This window comes from Pseudomonas sp. 5Vm1k (assembly GCF_056161485.1).
Genome location: NZ_JBSPCZ010000005.1, coordinates 153594 through 169624, shown reverse-complemented (window position 1 = coordinate 169624; position 16031 = coordinate 153594). Strand labels below are relative to the sequence as shown.

The 16031-nt window shown below is 60.0% G+C and carries 15 protein-coding genes; 12 read left to right on the top strand and 3 right to left on the bottom strand.

Annotated elements, in window-relative coordinates; all coding sequences use genetic code 11:
• Positions 1-20: 20 nt before the first annotated feature.
• Both ACWIKB_RS12170 and ACWIKB_RS12165 read right to left on the bottom strand, forming a co-directional pair.
• Complete coding sequence (locus ACWIKB_RS12170) at positions 21-479, bottom strand: REP-associated tyrosine transposase (protein ID WP_475267047.1); 459 nt, start codon at positions 477-479, stop codon at positions 21-23.
• 215 nt (positions 480-694) lie between these two features.
• A complete protein-coding gene (locus tag ACWIKB_RS12165) occupies positions 695-1135 on the bottom strand; it encodes a GlcG/HbpS family heme-binding protein (protein ID WP_475267045.1) in 441 nt (146 codons plus the stop codon).
• Between the two features lie 267 nt (positions 1136-1402).
• On the opposite strand from ACWIKB_RS12165, the gene gcl reads away from it, so the two are divergent.
• From gcl to ACWIKB_RS12125, 8 genes are all read left to right on the top strand, one after another.
• Complete coding sequence (gene gcl, locus ACWIKB_RS12160; RefSeq protein ID WP_475267043.1) at positions 1403-3178, top strand: glyoxylate carboligase; 1776 nt, start codon at positions 1403-1405, stop codon at positions 3176-3178.
• A 137-nt stretch (positions 3179-3315) separates the two neighbouring features.
• Positions 3316-4098 carry a hydroxypyruvate isomerase gene (hyi, locus tag ACWIKB_RS12155; protein WP_475267041.1) on the top strand — a complete coding sequence of 261 codons (783 nt, stop codon included), beginning with the start codon at positions 3316-3318 and terminating at the stop codon, positions 4096-4098.
• A gap of 154 nt (positions 4099-4252) precedes the next feature.
• A complete protein-coding gene (locus ACWIKB_RS12150; RefSeq protein WP_475267039.1) occupies positions 4253-5146 on the top strand; it encodes a 2-hydroxy-3-oxopropionate reductase in 894 nt (297 codons plus the stop codon).
• Between the two features lie 153 nt (positions 5147-5299).
• Positions 5300-6583, top strand: coding sequence for a glycerate kinase type-2 family protein (locus ACWIKB_RS12145; protein WP_475267037.1), 1284 nt, complete (start codon positions 5300-5302; stop codon positions 6581-6583).
• Positions 6570-7985 (top strand): pyruvate kinase, encoded by a 1416-nt coding sequence (gene pyk / locus ACWIKB_RS12140; protein WP_475267035.1) that lies wholly within the window; start codon positions 6570-6572, stop codon positions 7983-7985. The genes ACWIKB_RS12145 and pyk overlap by 14 nt, the downstream gene beginning before the upstream one ends.
• A 174-nt stretch (positions 7986-8159) precedes the next feature.
• Entirely contained in the window at positions 8160-9074 is a 915-nt protein-coding gene (locus ACWIKB_RS12135) for an urea transporter (protein WP_475267033.1), read from the top strand.
• Positions 9075-9095: 21 nt separating this feature from the next.
• A complete protein-coding gene (locus ACWIKB_RS12130) occupies positions 9096-9920 on the top strand; it encodes an ion transporter (protein WP_475267031.1) in 825 nt (274 codons plus the stop codon).
• Positions 9921-10078: 158 nt separating this feature from the next.
• Positions 10079-11074: a sulfate ABC transporter substrate-binding protein gene (locus ACWIKB_RS12125; protein WP_475267029.1), complete on the top strand. Its 996-nt coding sequence runs from the start codon at positions 10079-10081 to the stop codon at positions 11072-11074.
• A gap of 194 nt (positions 11075-11268) precedes the next feature.
• Here ACWIKB_RS12125 and ACWIKB_RS12120 read toward each other — a convergent pair whose 3' ends face one another.
• The gene (locus tag ACWIKB_RS12120) at positions 11269-11898 is read right to left on the bottom strand and encodes a hypothetical protein (RefSeq protein ID WP_475267027.1); all 630 of its coding nucleotides are present in this window, start codon (positions 11896-11898) and stop codon (positions 11269-11271) included.
• A gap of 235 nt (positions 11899-12133) precedes the next feature.
• Between ACWIKB_RS12120 and ACWIKB_RS12115 the strand changes: the two genes are divergently transcribed.
• From ACWIKB_RS12115 to ACWIKB_RS12100, 4 genes are all read left to right on the top strand, one after another.
• Entirely contained in the window at positions 12134-13339 is a 1206-nt protein-coding gene (locus ACWIKB_RS12115; RefSeq protein WP_475267025.1) for an MFS transporter, read from the top strand.
• 205 nt (positions 13340-13544) lie between these two features.
• Positions 13545-14201 carry a peroxiredoxin-like family protein gene (locus ACWIKB_RS12110; RefSeq protein WP_475267023.1) on the top strand — a complete coding sequence of 219 codons (657 nt, stop codon included), beginning with the start codon at positions 13545-13547 and terminating at the stop codon, positions 14199-14201.
• 48 nt (positions 14202-14249) lie between these two features.
• Positions 14250-14969 (top strand): SDR family oxidoreductase, encoded by a 720-nt coding sequence (locus ACWIKB_RS12105; RefSeq protein WP_475267021.1) that lies wholly within the window; start codon positions 14250-14252, stop codon positions 14967-14969.
• 156 nt (positions 14970-15125) lie between these two features.
• Positions 15126-16013, top strand: coding sequence for a LysR family transcriptional regulator (locus tag ACWIKB_RS12100; protein WP_475267019.1), 888 nt, complete (start codon positions 15126-15128; stop codon positions 16011-16013).
• Positions 16014-16031 lie beyond the last annotated feature (18 nt).

Sequence of the window (16031 nt, the reverse complement as noted above, 5' to 3'; positions counted from 1 at the left end):
GAGGCAACTCAGTCCAAAGCCTAAAGCCAAACGGCGTCCCACAACGAATACTCGCCAAACCGCTCCACCAATCCCGCCCGCAACGGGTTGGATACCACATATCGCGCAACCCTTACCAAACACTCCTCCCGCCGCAAAGCACGATCATGAAATCCCTGCTGCCAGAGACTGCCTGTTCTGCCCGAGGCCTCATTGATCGCTCGTGCACTCAGAGATTTGGTCTGGCACATCAATTGACCCAGCGATCCTTTTTTCAACTGTATCAACCAATGAAAATGATCAGGCATGACGACAAAGGCCAAGGTGTCGGCAAACCCCTGATCCTGTGCTTGTTTGAATTGGTGTACGACCATCCTGCCCAAGGTGTAATCCCTGAAAACAGGTTCTCGCTTGAGGGTGTTGGCAGTTAGAAGATAAATGCGGTTTTGCTCGGCATAGCGGCCGATGCGCAATCGGTGTGAAGCTGATAGTTCAGGCATTCCTTTGCCTCTCTCATGATTAAGTCATGAAAAGGCTAGACCTGAGAACAGAAGACCGAGGGGCGGACTTTTAGCTAGATGTGTCTGGGAGATTGCTTTCGCGAGCAAGCCCGCTCCCACAGTGGATTTGTGGTCTTCACACAATTTGTGTCCACCTCCGAACCACTGTGGGAGCGGGCTTGCTCGCGAATGCGCCAGATCAATCAACAAAAATCTTAAGCAGTAACCCCCGCATCCGCCCGCAACCCCTGCGCTTCAATCGCACTGATCGCACACTGCTCATCCACATCCGACAGATCGCCGCTGATACCCACCGCGCCCAGCACATTCCCGTCCTGATCCCGAATCAACACACCGCCCGGTGCCGGCACGACGCTGCCCTGCCCCAGGCTATTGAGTGCAGCAATAAACGCCGGCCGTTGCTGAGCGTCCAGCGCCAGCAAACGGGAGCCTTTGCCCAGCGCGATGGCGCCCCAGGCTTTGCCGATGGCGATTTGCGGGCGTAGCAGGCTGGCGCCGTCTTCGCGTTGCAAAGAGAGCAGATGGCCGCCGGCATCGAGTACCGCGATGGTCAGTGGTGCGGCGGAGATTGCACGCCCTGCGGCGATGGCCTGGGTGGTCAGGCTGACTGCGTCTTTCAAGGTTAAAGCGCTCATGGTGCCGTCCTCATTTTGTTTTTGGGAAAGCTGTTGGGCTTCTTTTTGTTCAGAAGTCCGATGCAACAAATAGAACACAATAGATTATTTATTTGTATACAATAATTCTCGAAAAGCGCCACATGCGACGAAAAGCCACAGCGCAACAGGCTTCCGACGAATGAAACAGACGCTTGAGAAAATGGATTGACCTGCGCCGTCCGCCGTGAATACACTCTGCGCAAAGCCACTTGTATACAATTACAAAACGTAAGAGGCACCAAAACCATGAGCAAAATGAGAGCAATCGAAGCCGCCGTTCTGGTGATGCGCCGTGAAGGGGTTGATACCGCTTTTGGCATCCCGGGCGCCGCGATCAACCCGCTGTACTCCGCCTTGCAGAAGGTCGGTGGCATCGATCACGTCCTCGCTCGCCACGTTGAAGGCGCTTCGCACATGGCCGAGGGCTACACCCGCACCAAGGCCGGCAACATCGGCGTGTGCATCGGCACTTCCGGCCCGGCGGGCACCGACATGGTCACCGGCCTGTACAGCGCCTCGGCCGACTCGATCCCGATCCTGTGCATTACCGGCCAGGCACCGCGGGCCCGCATGCATAAAGAAGACTTCCAGGCCGTCGACATCACCGCCATCGTCAAGCCTGTGACCAAGTGGGCAACCACCGTCATGGAGCCAGGCCAGGTGCCGTATGCGTTCCAGAAAGCCTTCTATGAAATGCGCTCCGGCCGTCCAGGCCCGGTGCTGATCGACCTGCCGTTCGACGTGCAAATGGCCGAAATCGAATTCGACATCGACGCCTACGAACCGCTGCCGCTGGCCAAACCCACCGCTAACCGCGTGCAAATCGAGAAGGCCCTGGCCATGCTCGACCAGGCCGAACGTCCGTTGCTGGTCGCCGGTGGCGGCATCATCAACGCCGACGCCAGCGAGTTGCTGGTGGAGTTCGCCGAGCTGACCGGTATCCCAGTGATCCCGACCCTGATGGGCTGGGGCACGATCCCGGATGATCACCCGCTGATGGTCGGCATGGTCGGCCTGCAAACCTCGCACCGCTATGGCAACGCGACGATGCTGAAGTCGGACGTGGTGCTGGGCGTCGGTAACCGTTGGGCCAACCGTCACACCGGCTCGATCGACGTTTACACCGAAGGTCGCAAGTTCATCCACGTTGACATCGAACCGACCCAGATCGGCCGCGTGTTCACCCCGGACCTGGGCATCGTGTCTGACGCTGCTGCCGCGCTGACCGTGTTCATCGAAGTCGCTCGCGAATGGCAAGCCGCCGGCAAGCTGAAAAACCGCAGCGCCTGGCTGCAAGACTGCCAGCAGCGTAAAGCCAGCCTGCAACGCAAGACCCACTTCGACAACGTGCCGGTCAAGCCGCAGCGCGTGTACGAAGAGATGAACCAGGTGTTCGGCAAAGACACGTGCTACGTCAGCACCATCGGTCTGTCGCAGATTGCCGGCGCGCAGTTCTTGCACGTCTACAAGCCGCGTCACTGGATCAACTGCGGCCAGGCCGGCCCGTTGGGCTGGACCATTCCGGCGGCGCTGGGCGTGGTCAAGGCTGATCCGACCCGCAAGGTTGTGGCTCTGTCGGGCGACTACGACTTCCAGTTCATGATCGAAGAACTGGCGGTGGGCGCGCAGTTCAAACTGCCGTACATCCACGTTGTGGTAAACAATTCGTACCTGGGGCTGATCCGTCAGGCCCAACGCGGTTTCGACATGGACTACTGCGTGCAACTGTCCTTCGATAACCTGAACGCTCCGGAACTCAACGGTTACGGTGTCGATCACGTCGCGGTCGCCGAAGGCCTCGGTTGCAAGGCGCTGCGTGTGTTCGAACCGGGTCAGATCCAGCCTGCCCTGCGCAAGGCCCAGGAACTGATCGAGGAGTTCAAGGTACCGGTGATCGTCGAGATTATTCTGGAGCGTGTGACCAACATTTCCATGGGCACCGAGATCAACGCCGTCAACGAATTCGAAGACCTGGCGCTGGTCGGCAACGACGCACCAACCGCAATTTCGTTGCTGGATTAACAGCTGATCGTCCCCATTGTGGGAGCGGGCTTGCTCGCGAAGGCTGCGGCACATTCAACATTGATGCCGCCTGACACACCGCTTTCGCGAGCAAGCCCGCTCCCACAAGGGACCCCACACATACACGGGAGACCACCATGCCGCGTTTCGCAGCCAACCTGTCCATGCTGTTCACCGAACAGGATTTTCTTGCCCGTTTTGAAGCGGCCGCCAAGGCCGGTTTCAGTGGTGTCGAATACCTGTTCCCTTACGACTTCAGCTCCGCTGAGATCAAGGCCAAGCTCGACGCCAACGGTCTGACCCAAGTGCTGTTCAACCTGCCGGCCGGTGACTGGGCCAAGGGCGAACGCGGTATCGCGTGCCTGCCGGATCGGGTCGAAGAGTTCCGCGCCGGGGTCGACCTGGCCATCGCTTACGCCAAGGTGCTGGGCAATACCCAGATCAACTGCCTGGCGGGTATCCGTCCACAAAACGTCGATGACGCCACCGTGGAAAAAACCTTCGTCAGCAACCTCAAGTACGCCGCCGACAAGCTGCAAGCGGCGGGCATCAAACTGGTGATGGAAGCGATCAACACCCGCGACATCCCGGGTTTCTACCTGAACAACACGGCGCAAGCCCTGTCGATTCGCGAACAGGTGGGCAGCGCCAACCTGTTCCTGCAATACGACATCTACCACATGCAAATCATGGAAGGCGACTTGGCCCGCACCCTGCAATCGCACCTGAGCGAGATCAACCACGTGCAGTTGGCGGACAACCCTGGGCGCAACGAACCGGGCACCGGTGAAATCAACTACCGCTTCCTGTTCGAACACCTTGATCGCATTGGTTATCAGGGCTGGGTGGGTTGCGAATACAAGCCGCTGACCACCACAGAAGCGGGCCTCGGCTGGCTGAAAACCCATAACGCGATCTGACACAGATCCCTGTGGGAGCGGGCTTGCTCGCGAATGCGGTGGTTCAGTCAACACGGATATTGAATGTTCCACCGCATTCGCGAGCAAGCCCGCTCCCACCCAAAGCAGCACTCCCCTATTTGCTTGAGCAACACAAAAACAAGAGGATTTTCTCATGGCTAAAATCGGATTTATCGGCACTGGCATCATGGGCCACCCAATGGCGTTGAACCTGCAGAAAGCCGGTCACAGCCTGTTCCTGTCGGCGCACCACGACGCTGCCCCGGCTGATCTGATTGCCGGTGGCGCTGTCGCCCTGGCCAACCCGCAAGAAGTCGCGCAAGAAGCCGAATTCATCATCATCATGGTGCCGGATACCCCGCAGGTCGAAGACGTGCTGTTCCGCGCTGACGGCATTGCCGCCGGTGTCGGCAAGGGCAAAGTCGTAATCGACATGAGTTCGATCTCGCCGACTGCCACCAAAGCGTTCGCCGCCAAGGTCAACGAAAAAGGCGCCCAGTACCTCGACGCACCAGTGTCCGGCGGTGAAGTCGGCGCCAAGGCTGCGAGCCTGAGCATCATGATCGGCGGCGATGCCGATGCCTTCGAACGCGCCCTACCGCTGTTCCAGGCCATGGGCAAGAACATCACTCTGGTCGGTGGCAATGGCGACGGTCAGACCGCGAAAGTGGCCAACCAGATCATCGTCGCGCTGAACATCCAGGCTGTGGCCGAAGCCCTGCTGTTCGCCTCGAAAAACGGTGCCGATCCAGCCAAGGTGCGTGAAGCGCTGATGGGCGGTTTCGCTTCGTCGAAGATCCTCGAAGTGCACGGCGAGCGCATGATCAAAGGCACCTTCGACCCGGGCTTCCGCATCAGCCTGCACCAGAAGGACCTGAACCTGGCCCTGCAAGGCGCCAAGGAACTGAACATCAACCTGCCGAACACCGCCAACGCCCAGCAAGTGTTCAGCACCTGCGCGGCCATCGGTGGCAGCAACTGGGACCACTCGGCGCTGATCAAGGGCCTGGAACACATGGCGAATTTCTCGATTCGCGACAAAAAATAAGCCCTGCACAAAACCCTGTGGGAGCGGGCTTGCTCGCGAAGGCGCCGGCACAGTCACTATTGATGTCGCCTGACACACCGCTTTCGCGAGCAAGCCCGCTCCCACAAGGAACCGAGCTGCCCTCCAAATAACAAGAAATTCCGGGAGCCCGCCATGTCGGTCGATCCGCAACAACTGCTGCGCGAGCTGTTTGCCACAGCCATCGACGCGGCCCATCCGCAGCAAGTCCTCGAAGCCTATTTACCCAAAGATCGCAGCGGTCGTGTGATCGTGATCGGTGCCGGCAAAGCCGCAGCCGCCATGGCCCAAGTGGTCGAGCGCTGCTGGCAGGGCGAAGTCTGCGGCCTGGTGGTCACCCGCTACGGCCACGGCGCCCCGTGCGAAAAAATCGAAGTGGTCGAAGCCGCGCACCCTGTACCGGACGCCGCTGGGTTGGCCGTGGCCAAACGCGTGCTGGATCTGGTCAGCAACCTGAGCGAAGACGACCGCGTGATCTTCCTGCTGTCAGGCGGTGGTTCGGCGCTGCTCGCGCTTCCAGCCGAAGGCATCACCCTCGCCGACAAGCAGTCGATCAACAAAGCCCTGCTCAAATCCGGCGCAACCATCGGCGAGATGAATTGTGTGCGCAAGCACCTCTCGGCGATCAAGGGCGGCCGACTCGGCAAAGCCTGCTGGCCGGCAACCGTTTATACCTACGCGATTTCCGATGTACCGGGCGACCTCGCGACGGTCATCGCTTCCGGGCCGACCGTGGCCGACCCGAGTACGTCCGCCGAAGCCTTGGCGATCCTCAAGCGCTACAGCATCGAAGTCCCGGCCTCGGTGCGTGCCTGGCTGCAAAGCCCCGAGTCGGAAACCGTCAAACCCGGCGATCCAAGCCTGACCCGCAGTCATTTCCAATTGATCGCCCGTCCGCAGCAATCCCTGGAAGCGGCGGCGGTGAAATGCCGTCAGGCCGGTTTCAGTCCGCTGATCCTCGGCGACCTGGAAGGCGAATCCCGGGAAGTGGCCAAAGTCCACGCCGGCATTGCCCGGCAGATCGTCCTGCATGGGCAGCCATTGGCAGCGCCGTGCGTGATTCTGTCTGGCGGCGAAACCACGGTCACCGTGCGCGGCAATGGGCGCGGCGGGCGTAACGCCGAGTTCCTGCTGAGCCTCACCGACAGCCTCAAAGGCCTGCCCGGCGTCTACGCCCTGGCCGGCGACACCGATGGCATCGACGGCTCCGAAGACAATGCCGGCGCGATTATGACCCCGGACAGCTACGCCCGCGCCGTCGCCCTCGGTCTGAGCGCCAGCGACGAGTTGGACAACAACAATGGCTACGGCTATTTCGAGGCGCTCGACGCCCTGATCGTCACCGAGCCGACCCGCACCAACGTCAACGACTTCCGCGCCATCCTGATCCTCGAGAGCACAAAAAATGACGCCCGATAAAAAGGTCAAAATCCTCGCCACCCTCGGCCCGGCCACCGACGGCATCGATGACATTCGTGAACTGGTGCAGGCCGGGGTCAACATCTTCCGCCTGAATTTCAGCCACGGCGATCACGCCGATCATGCCCAGCGCTATCAGTGGATTCGTGAAGTCGAGCGTCAGCTCAATTACCCGCTCGGGATTCTGATGGACCTGCAAGGCCCGAAACTGCGGGTAGGCAAGTTCGCTGACGGCAAAGTGCAGCTGCATCGCGGCCAGGCCCTGCGCCTGGACCTCGACCCGACGCCGGGCGATCAGCGCCGGGTCAACCTGCCGCACCCGGAAATCATCGCCGCCCTGGAACCAGGCATGGACTTGCTGCTGGATGACGGCAAGCTGCGTCTGCGGGTGGTGACCAAGTACGCCGACGCGATCGACACCACGGTGTTGAACGGTGGTGAATTGTCGGACCGCAAAGGCGTGAATGTGCCGCAAGCGGTGCTCGACCTGAGCCCGCTGACCGCCAAGGATCGTCGCGATTTGAGCTTTGGTCTGGAGCTGGGTGTGGACTGGGTCGCGCTGTCGTTTGTGCAGCGTCCGGAAGATATCGAGGAAGCCCGCGCACTGATTGGTGACAAAGCATTTTTGATGGCGAAGATCGAAAAACCGTCGGCGGTGACTCAACTGCGAGAGATCGCCGAATTGAGCGACGCGATCATGGTCGCGCGCGGTGATTTGGGCGTGGAAGTGCCCGCCGAGAGCGTGCCGCAGATCCAGAAAAACATCATCACCGTTTGCCGCGAACTCGGTAAACCGGTGGTCGTGGCGACGCAGATGCTCGAATCGATGCGTTTCTCCCCGGCCCCGACCCGTGCCGAGGTGACTGACGTTGCCAATGCCGTGGCGGAAGGTGCGGATGCGGTGATGCTGTCGGCGGAAACCGCATCCGGCGAATACCCGCTGGAAGCGGTGCAGATGATGAGCAAGATCATTCGCCAGGTGGAGAACGGTCCCGACTATCAGGCGCAACTGGACGTGAGCCGGCCGAAGGCTGAAGCGACCGTGTCCGACGCGATCAGCTGCGCAATTCGTCGCATCAGTAACGTGCTGCCGGTGGCGGTGCTGGTGAATTACAGCGAGTCCGGGACGTCGAGTCTGCGTGCGGCGCGGGAACGGCCGACAGTGCCGATCCTCAACCTGACGCCCAACCTGCAAACCGCACGCCGCTTGACCGTGGCGTGGGGCGTGCACTCGGTGGTGAATGATCGGCTGCGCCAAGTGGATGAGGTGTGCTCGACGGCGCTGGAGATTGCCCAGGCACAGGGCATGGCCCAGCGCGGCGATACGTTGTTGATTACCGCAGGTGTGCCGTTTGGGCAGCCGGGGTCGACTAACTCACTGCGAATCGAAACTTTGATCTAAAAACAACCTTTGTGGCGAGGGGGCTTGCCCCCGTTCGACTGCGCAGCAGTCGTCTGTTTGGCATGACGGTTTTCACAGAGAAACCGCATTCGCCGATTTGGGGCCGCTTCGCAGCCCAACGGGGGTAAACCCCCTCGCCACAGGGTTTTGTGCAAGTCCCTGGTATTTACTTTCATGCCTGCCAACCACTTCAACACCCACTGCCCCGACTGGGCCACTGCCCTGCTCAACGGTTTCAGTCAGATCTTCCTCCAGCGCCATCCGCTGTGCGGTCTGCTGTGCCTGTTGGCGATTCTTTTTACCGCGCCGACGCTGCTCGGCGGTGCGCTGCTGGGCGGGGTCGCCGGGTTGCTCACCGCGCAACGCCGCGGCTATGCCAAGGTTGATCGCCAGGCCGGGCTGTTCAGCTATAACGGCGTTTTGCTTGGCATCCTGCTGAGTCTGTATTTCCCCTGGTCCGCGATGTTGCCCTTGGTCATCATTGCCTGCGGTGGCCTGAGCGCGATGCTGACTCAACAGTGGCTCAAACGCGCGCGGGTCAGCCGTTATTTGCCGGCCTACACCACCCCCTTTGTCGGGATGAGCTGGTTGCTGCTGTGCTTCGCCACACCGTCGACCACGGCACATTTGATCGAAATCAACACGCTAAACATGCTCGTGGCCCCCCTCAAAGGCCTCGGGCAGGTGATGTTCCTTGGCCATCCACTGGCCGGTTCGATGATTGCCGCCGGTTTGCTGATCGCTGATCGCCGCGCCTTCTGCTGGGCGTTGTTCGCATCCGTCACGGGCATGGGCTGGAGCCTGCTGCACCACGACTTCTACAGCGCATTGCTGGGGCTCGGCAGCTATAACGCCGTACTTGCCGCCCTCGCCTTCAGCTCGCAGCGCCAGCAGCCGTGGCTGCCTTTGCTCGGCATTACGGCAGCGCTGTTGCTGACGCCGGTGTTTGCCGCCATTGGTCTGCCCACGCTAACCGCGCCGTTCATCCTCGCCTGCTGGCTGGTTCGTGCCGCCACTCAAAAGCTCGGCAAAGCCGCGGTCGCCCGTGAGCCTTGCGCTCCTGGGGAGAATCAACCTAGGCTTCGCTGATTCTCGATTCAGGCGTTATCCATGGACATCAGTAAAAACTGGCGTGAAGAGCTTTACGTCATGGTTTTCCAGAGCGACACCAAGGCCGGGCGGCGTTTCGACGGCATCCTGCTGTTGATCATCCTCGCCAGCATCATCATCGTGATGCTCGACAGCATCGATGCGGTCCACCAGAACTACGCCAACCTGCTGGCGTACATCGAGTGGGGCTTCACCATCATCTTCGCCATCGAATATGGCCTGCGCCTGTACTGCTCACCCAAGCCGTTGCGCTATGCGTTCAGCTTTTACGGGCTGGTGGATTTGCTGGCGATTGTGCCGGGCATTCTCGCGCTGTATTACGCCGATGCGCAGTACTTGCTGATTATCCGGATCATCCGGATGCTGCGGATTTTCCGCGTGCTCAAGCTCAGCCCGTACCTCAAGCAAGCCAACTATCTGATGTCGGCGCTGCGCGGCAGCAAGCAGAAGATCGTGGTGTTTCTGGTCAGTGTCTGCACGCTGGTGACGGTGTTCGGCACCTTGATGTACGTGATCGAAGGCCCGGAACACGGTTTCACCAGCATTCCCAAAGGCATCTATTGGGCTATCGTGACGCTGACCACCGTGGGCTTCGGCGACATCGTGCCGAAGACGCCATTGGGCCAGGTGATTTCGTCCCTGGTGATGATCACCGGTTACTCGATCATCGCCGTGCCGACGGGGATTTTCACCGCCGAACTGGCCAACGCCATGCGCGGCGAACAACTGCAACACGACTGCCCGGTGTGCAAGAAAAACAGCCACGAGCACGGCGCGGCATTTTGCTCGCAGTGTGGCAATGCGTTATTCAAAAAACTGGAATAAGCAAAGTGCTTTTTAATCTTTAAAGGACTATGCGAGCCCGGCTATAGTCGCTGGCAAAACGGTGGCAACACTTCTTCAATGACTAACAAATAACCCGTAGGAGCTGCCGAACGCGGCCCGAGCCTTCGGCAGCTCCTACGCAAAACAAGGAATGCGCAGTGAAAAAACTTTTTGGCGCCTCACTTCTGGCCGCTGGCCTGGCACTGACCAGCGTGGCTCAGGCCGCACCAACCCTGCTTAACGTTTCCTACGACGTGATGCGAGATTTCTACAAGGACTACAACACTGCGTTCCAGAAACACTGGCAAGCCGAGCACAACGAAAACATCACCCTGCAGATGTCCTTCGGCGGCTCCAGCAAACAAGCGCGCTCGGTGATCGACGGCCTGCCGGCTGACGTCATTACCATGAACATGGCCACCGATATCAACGCCCTCGCGGACAACGGCAAACTGGTCCCGGACAATTGGGTCACCCGTCTGCCGAACAACAGCGCGCCGTTCACCTCGGCCACTGTGTTCATCGTCCGTAAAGGCAACCCGAAAGCCCTCAAAGACTGGCCCGACCTGCTCAAGGACGGCGTGCAGGTAATCGTGCCAAACCCGAAAACCTCGGGCAACGGTCGCTACACCTACCTCTCGGCCTGGGGCTACGTGCTGAGGAATGGCGGCGACGAAAACAAGGCCAAAGCCTTCGTCGGCAAACTGTTCAAACAAGCACCTGTGCTGGACACCGGCGGCCGTGCAGCCACAACGACCTTCATGACCAACCAGATCGGCGATGTACTGGTGACCTTCGAAAACGAAGCAGAAATGATTGCCCGCGAGTTTGGTCGCGACCAGTTTGAAGTGATCTACCCGAGCGTTTCCGCCGAGGCCGAGCCGCCGGTGTCCGTGGTCGATAAAGTCGTCGACAAAAAAGGCACCCGCGCCGCTGCTGACGAATACCTGAAATACCTGTGGTCGCCGGAAGGCCAGGAAATTGCCGCGGCAAACTACCTGCGTCCGCGGGACCCGGCGGTATTGGCCAAGTACACCGATCGCTTCCCGAAAGTAGATTTTCTGTCGGTAGAGAAGACTTTTGGTGACTGGCGCACGGTGCAGAAAACCCACTTCAATGATGGCGGGATCTTTGATCAGATTTATGCTCAGTAAGGGCTAAACAGCCATGAAAAAGGCGACCTGCGGAGGTCGCCTTTTTTATGCCCGAACAACAGATTTGTATCCACTGAAGATCCCCTGTGGGAGCGGGCTTGCTCGCGAAGGCGGTGTGTCATTCAACATCTCTTTTGAATGTGAAGCCCCTTTCGCGAGCAAGCCCGCTCCCACAGGGGGATTATCGCCAGTCATCACATCGGTGGTGTCACGCCATCCTTGCCGGCAGAGATGGATTGAGCCGTCAGCGTCCCGTCCGCACTCTGGGTCACGAACGTCACGATTTTCACCCCAACCTTGAGCAAGCTGCGATCCCCCGGCATCAGGTTGACGATCGGCACATCTTCCGGCACCAGAATCTTCTGCTGCCCGCCCTTGTAGTTGACCGTCAGGGTCCGGCCATTGCTGACCACCAGATCCCCCACGCTGCCATTGGTCATGCTGCTGCCCTTGGCCAGATCAAAGGGCCGATGGCCGTCGCCGCTGCCGGCCAGTTCTGGCGGGAATACGTGGACTTCCAGCGCCTTGAGGGTGCCGTCATCCTGCGGGATGGCCGCCGAACCGATGTAGCTGCCGGGTTTGATGTCTTCGATATTGGCCAAGGTGACAGCGCGGACCTTGGTGTCCTTGGTCAGGTTGATGACCACGTTTTCGCCGCTGTTGGCGTGGACTTTCAAGCTGTCGGCGCTGACGCCGGTAATTTCCCCACGCACGCCGATGCGCGTGCCCGGTGCTTCGGCAGCCTGGGCGGCGCCTGCCGTGAACAAGCTGATCAGGGTAACCACTGACGCACTGCGAATCAGGTGACGGAACATCGCATTCATGGAAGTGCCTTCCTGTTATGAAACGTGAAAAGAGAACATAAGCACGCTATCGAACAAGATGTAAGTGAATGTATCATCGGACCTCAAAGTTTTGACGCCAGGTTCATCGGGGGACATCACACTCGTCCGTCACTCATTCCGCAATGGAATGATTACTATCACTTCAACCTCTCTTCCGCCGTTCCCGTCAGCCCATTAGCCTGCGCGCATTCCCTTTTGCTCAGCGAGACACGTTATGAACCCAGCGACCCAGGTGCCCCACGGCGCCACGACAATGACCAAAGGCATGGTGCTGCTGTTCGCCTTCTGCTGCGGCGCCATCGTTGCCAACATCTATTACGCCCAGCCGATCATTGGTTTGATCGCGCCGGACATCGGCCTGACCAGCACCATGGCCAGCTTCATCGTGTCGCTGACCCAGATTGGTTATGCGCTGGGCCTGTTTTTCCTGGTGCCGCTGGGTGACCTGCTGGAAAACCGCAAGCTGATGATCATCACCACTGTGGTGGCGATTGCCAGCCTGTTGGGTGCAGCCTTTACCGATCAGCCAAACGTGTTTCTGTTGATCTCATTGCTGGTGGGCTTCAGTTCGGTGTCGGTGCAAATCTTGATTCCCTTGGCCGCACATCTGGCGCCGGAAGAATCTCGCGGCCGAGTCGTCGGCGGAATCATGGGCGGCTTGCTGCTGGGGATTCTGCTGGCACGGCCGGTGTCCAGCGTGGTGGCTGACCACTTCGGCTGGCGGGCAATGTTCATCATTGCCGCCGCGTTGATGGCGGCGATCAGCATCGTGCTGGCGTTGACGATCCCCAAGCGCCAGCCTGATCACAGCGCTTCTTATGGTCAGTTGCTCGGTTCGCTGTGGACCTTGCTGCGCCAGCAACCGGTGTTGCGTCAGCGGGCGTTTTACCAGGGTTGCATGTTCGCCACCTTCAGCCTGTTCTGGACCGCCGTGCCGCTGGAACTCGCACGTAATCATGGCCTGAGCCAAACCCAGATCGCGATCTTCGCCCTGGTCGGCGCCATCGGTGCCATCGCCGCGCCGATTGCCGGTCGCCTGGCCGATGCCGGCCACACCCGCATCGCTTCGCTGCTGGCCCTGGTGTTCGCCAGCCTGAGCTTCCTGCCGGCGTTCATCCACCCGGCCTACAGCGTCATCGGCCTGGCCGTCACTGGCGTAGTGCTCGACTTCTGCGTGCAGATGAACATGGTCCTCGGCCAACGCGCGGTCTACGCCCTCGACGCCAAGAGCCGCAGCCGTTTGAACGCGCTGTACATGACCAGCATCTTCATCGGCGGCGCATTCGGTTCCTCGGTGGCCAGTGCGGTGTATGAGCATGGCGGCTGGTTGTGGATCGTGATTGTCGGTAGCGCGTTTCCGTTGTTGGCGTTGTTGCGGTTTTTGAGTGTTTCGGAAAAGCGTTCGCTGGCTACGGCGTAAAGCCCTAAAAGCTTCGCGGGCAAGCCTTGCTCCTACAGGGGAATGTGATTTCCTGTTGGAGCGTGGCTTGCCCGCGAAGGCGATTTATCAGGCGCCTCATTCTTCCCAAGAATGAATCCTATGCCCCCCACCCACGTTCCGCCCTCCCCCGCACAAGGTCACCATTGATCCCAGCCAACCGGCTTCCTCTTCAAGGATTACGATCATGACCCTGCAAGCAAAACTCGATGCTTTCAAAGCCGACTTCAAGGCCGGCAAACCGCCCTACAACGCCCCTGCGGAAATCCATCCGGTGATGGAGCGTGCCACCGCCGAGCTGGTCGCTTCCGGCGCGGCGAACAAAGCCCTGAAGGTCGGGGACAAGGCGCCGTTGTTTACCCTCAAGGACCCCGACGGCAACCCCGTGTCCTCCGCCGATCTGCTGGCCAAGGGTCCGTTGGTGCTGACGTTCTATCGCGGTGTCTGGTGTCCGTACTGCAACATGGAGCTGCAAGCTCTGCAGGCCTTCCTGCCGACGTTGCAAGAGGTTGGCGCCAGCCTCGTAGCGATCTCGCCGCAGATCGCCGCCAACAGCCGCAAATCGGTGCGTACCAATGGGCTGGAGTTCCCGATCTTGAGCGACACTCACAACGATGTGGCGGACGCTTTCGGACTGCGCTTCGCGTTGCCGGATTACCTGATCGAGTTGTACAAGAACCTGCGTAACGACCTGCCCACCTTCAACGATGATCCGTCCTGGACCCTGCCGATGCCGGCGCGTTATGTGATCGGTCAGGATGGTGTGATCCGTTACGCCGAGGTCAACCCGGATTACACTCAGCGACCAGAGCCTGAAGCGATGCTGGATGCGCTTCGCGGCTGAACCGATCAAGTGCCGCGTTACCCGCGGCACGTCCTGATAGGAGTTGTCATGACCCGACGTACATTTCTCATCACCGGCGCCAGCAAAGGCATTGGCCGTGCCGTGGCCGAGCACCTGGACCGTGCCGGTCATCGCGTGGTCGGCATTGCCCGGACACCCGACCTGACGTTCCCCGGCACGTTGTTCCCACTGGACCTCAGCGACCGGGCGCTAACCCAGGAAGTGCTGGCGGGTCTGGCCAGCACCTATGAGTTTGATGGACTGGTGAACAACGTTGGCCTGGTCCGTCCTCAGGTATTGGGAGAAATTGACCTCGATGCCTTCGATGACGTGATGCGGGTCAACCTGCACTCCGCCCTGCAAGCGACCCAGGCACTGCTGCCGAACATGCGCGCCAAGGGCTGGGGACGAGTGGTGAATATTTCCAGCCTGACGGTGCTCGGGATTACCCAGCGCACCGCTTATGCCGCGGCGAAAGCGGCAATGGTCAGCTTCACTCGATCCTGGGCGCTGGAACTGGCGCAAACCGGGATCACGGTCAACGCCGTGGCCCCCGGCCCGACGGAGACAGAACTGTTCCGCGCGAACAACCCGATTGGCAGTGCAGGTGAAGCGCGTTATCTGGCTGGCGTACCGATGGGCCGGCTGGGGCAACCTGAAGAGATTGCTGCGGCGATTGTCTTTCTGTTATCCGAGCAGAGCGGGTTCATCACCGGGCAAACGCTGTTTGTCGATGGTGGTGCTTCGGTAGGTAAAGCGGCGTTTTGACGCGTTTTGATCTCACACAAATCCAGTGTGGGAGCGGGCTTGCTCGCGAAGGCGGTATGTCAGCAACATTGGTATCGATTGACACACCGCTTTCGCGAGCAAGCCCGCTCCCACATTGAATCTCCGCACGTCATTACATTTGCACAAGGATTTTGGATGGACCGCCTCGCCGCAATGGAAACCTTTGTCTATGTGGTGGAAACCGGCTCGTTTTCCGCCGCGGCCAGGCGCCTGAATATCGGCCAGCCCGCCGTGTCGAAAACCATTGCGCAACTGGAAACCCGGCTCGCCGTACGACTGCTATTGCGTTCCACCCGTGGCCTGACCCCCACCGAAGCCGGACTGGCTTTCTTCGACCGGGCCAAACGCGCCATCGAAGAAGCTGACGAGGCCGACAACGCTGCCCGCGGTGCCGCCAGCGGGCTGACCGGCAACTTGCGGATCTGCGCCGCCGTCACCTTCGGCCGGCAACACATCGTGCCGCACCTGGGGCCGTTTCTTGATCAGAATCCCGAGCTGAACATCGACCTGATGCTCGATGATCGCAACATCAACCTGGTGGAAGAAGGCGTCGACGTGGCCCTGCGCATGGGCGCCCTGAACGATTCCGGCCTGACCGCTCGCAAGATCGCCCAGTGTCGGCGCGTAGTGCTGGGTACACCGCAGTACTTCGAGAAACACGGCAAACCGGCCTGCCCTGCCGACCTGACCAAACACCAGGCGGTTGTCTACAGCCTGGGCGGCGGTGCCAACTGGCAGTTCAAGAAAACCGGCGAAGAACACCCCGTGATCATCAGCGGCCGCATCCGCGTCAACGCCGCCGAAGGCCTGCGTGAATCAGTGCTGGCTCATCTGGGGCTGACCATGGCGTCCGAGTGGATGTTCGCGCCGGAACTGGCCAGTGGCGCAGTCGTAGAAGTGATGAGCGATTGGGAGTTGCCGAATCAGGACCTGTGGGCGGTGTTTCCGACGGGAAGGATGGCCAGTGCGAAGGCGCGGGCGTTTGTGGATTACGTTCAGGCGTTATTGGCGAAAGAGTCTTAAACACGCTTCAGTTTCGTT

Coding starts and splice junctions, on each gene's coding strand:
- ACWIKB_RS12170 (WP_475267047.1), bottom strand. CDS start 479: ATGCCTGAACTATCAGCTTCACACCGATTGCGCATCGGCCGCTATGCC.
- ACWIKB_RS12165 (WP_475267045.1), bottom strand. CDS start 1,135: ATGAGCGCTTTAACCTTGAAAGACGCAGTCAGCCTGACCACCCAGGCC.
- gcl (WP_475267043.1), top strand. CDS start 1,403: ATGAGCAAAATGAGAGCAATCGAAGCCGCCGTTCTGGTGATGCGCCGT.
- hyi (WP_475267041.1), top strand. CDS start 3,316: ATGCCGCGTTTCGCAGCCAACCTGTCCATGCTGTTCACCGAACAGGAT.
- ACWIKB_RS12150 (WP_475267039.1), top strand. CDS start 4,253: ATGGCTAAAATCGGATTTATCGGCACTGGCATCATGGGCCACCCAATG.
- ACWIKB_RS12145 (WP_475267037.1), top strand. CDS start 5,300: ATGTCGGTCGATCCGCAACAACTGCTGCGCGAGCTGTTTGCCACAGCC.
- pyk (WP_475267035.1), top strand. CDS start 6,570: ATGACGCCCGATAAAAAGGTCAAAATCCTCGCCACCCTCGGCCCGGCC.
- ACWIKB_RS12135 (WP_475267033.1), top strand. CDS start 8,160: ATGCCTGCCAACCACTTCAACACCCACTGCCCCGACTGGGCCACTGCC.
- ACWIKB_RS12130 (WP_475267031.1), top strand. CDS start 9,096: ATGGACATCAGTAAAAACTGGCGTGAAGAGCTTTACGTCATGGTTTTC.
- ACWIKB_RS12120 (WP_475267027.1), bottom strand. CDS start 11,898: ATGAATGCGATGTTCCGTCACCTGATTCGCAGTGCGTCAGTGGTTACC.
- ACWIKB_RS12115 (WP_475267025.1), top strand. CDS start 12,134: ATGAACCCAGCGACCCAGGTGCCCCACGGCGCCACGACAATGACCAAA.
- ACWIKB_RS12110 (WP_475267023.1), top strand. CDS start 13,545: ATGACCCTGCAAGCAAAACTCGATGCTTTCAAAGCCGACTTCAAGGCC.
- ACWIKB_RS12105 (WP_475267021.1), top strand. CDS start 14,250: ATGACCCGACGTACATTTCTCATCACCGGCGCCAGCAAAGGCATTGGC.
- ACWIKB_RS12100 (WP_475267019.1), top strand. CDS start 15,126: ATGGACCGCCTCGCCGCAATGGAAACCTTTGTCTATGTGGTGGAAACC.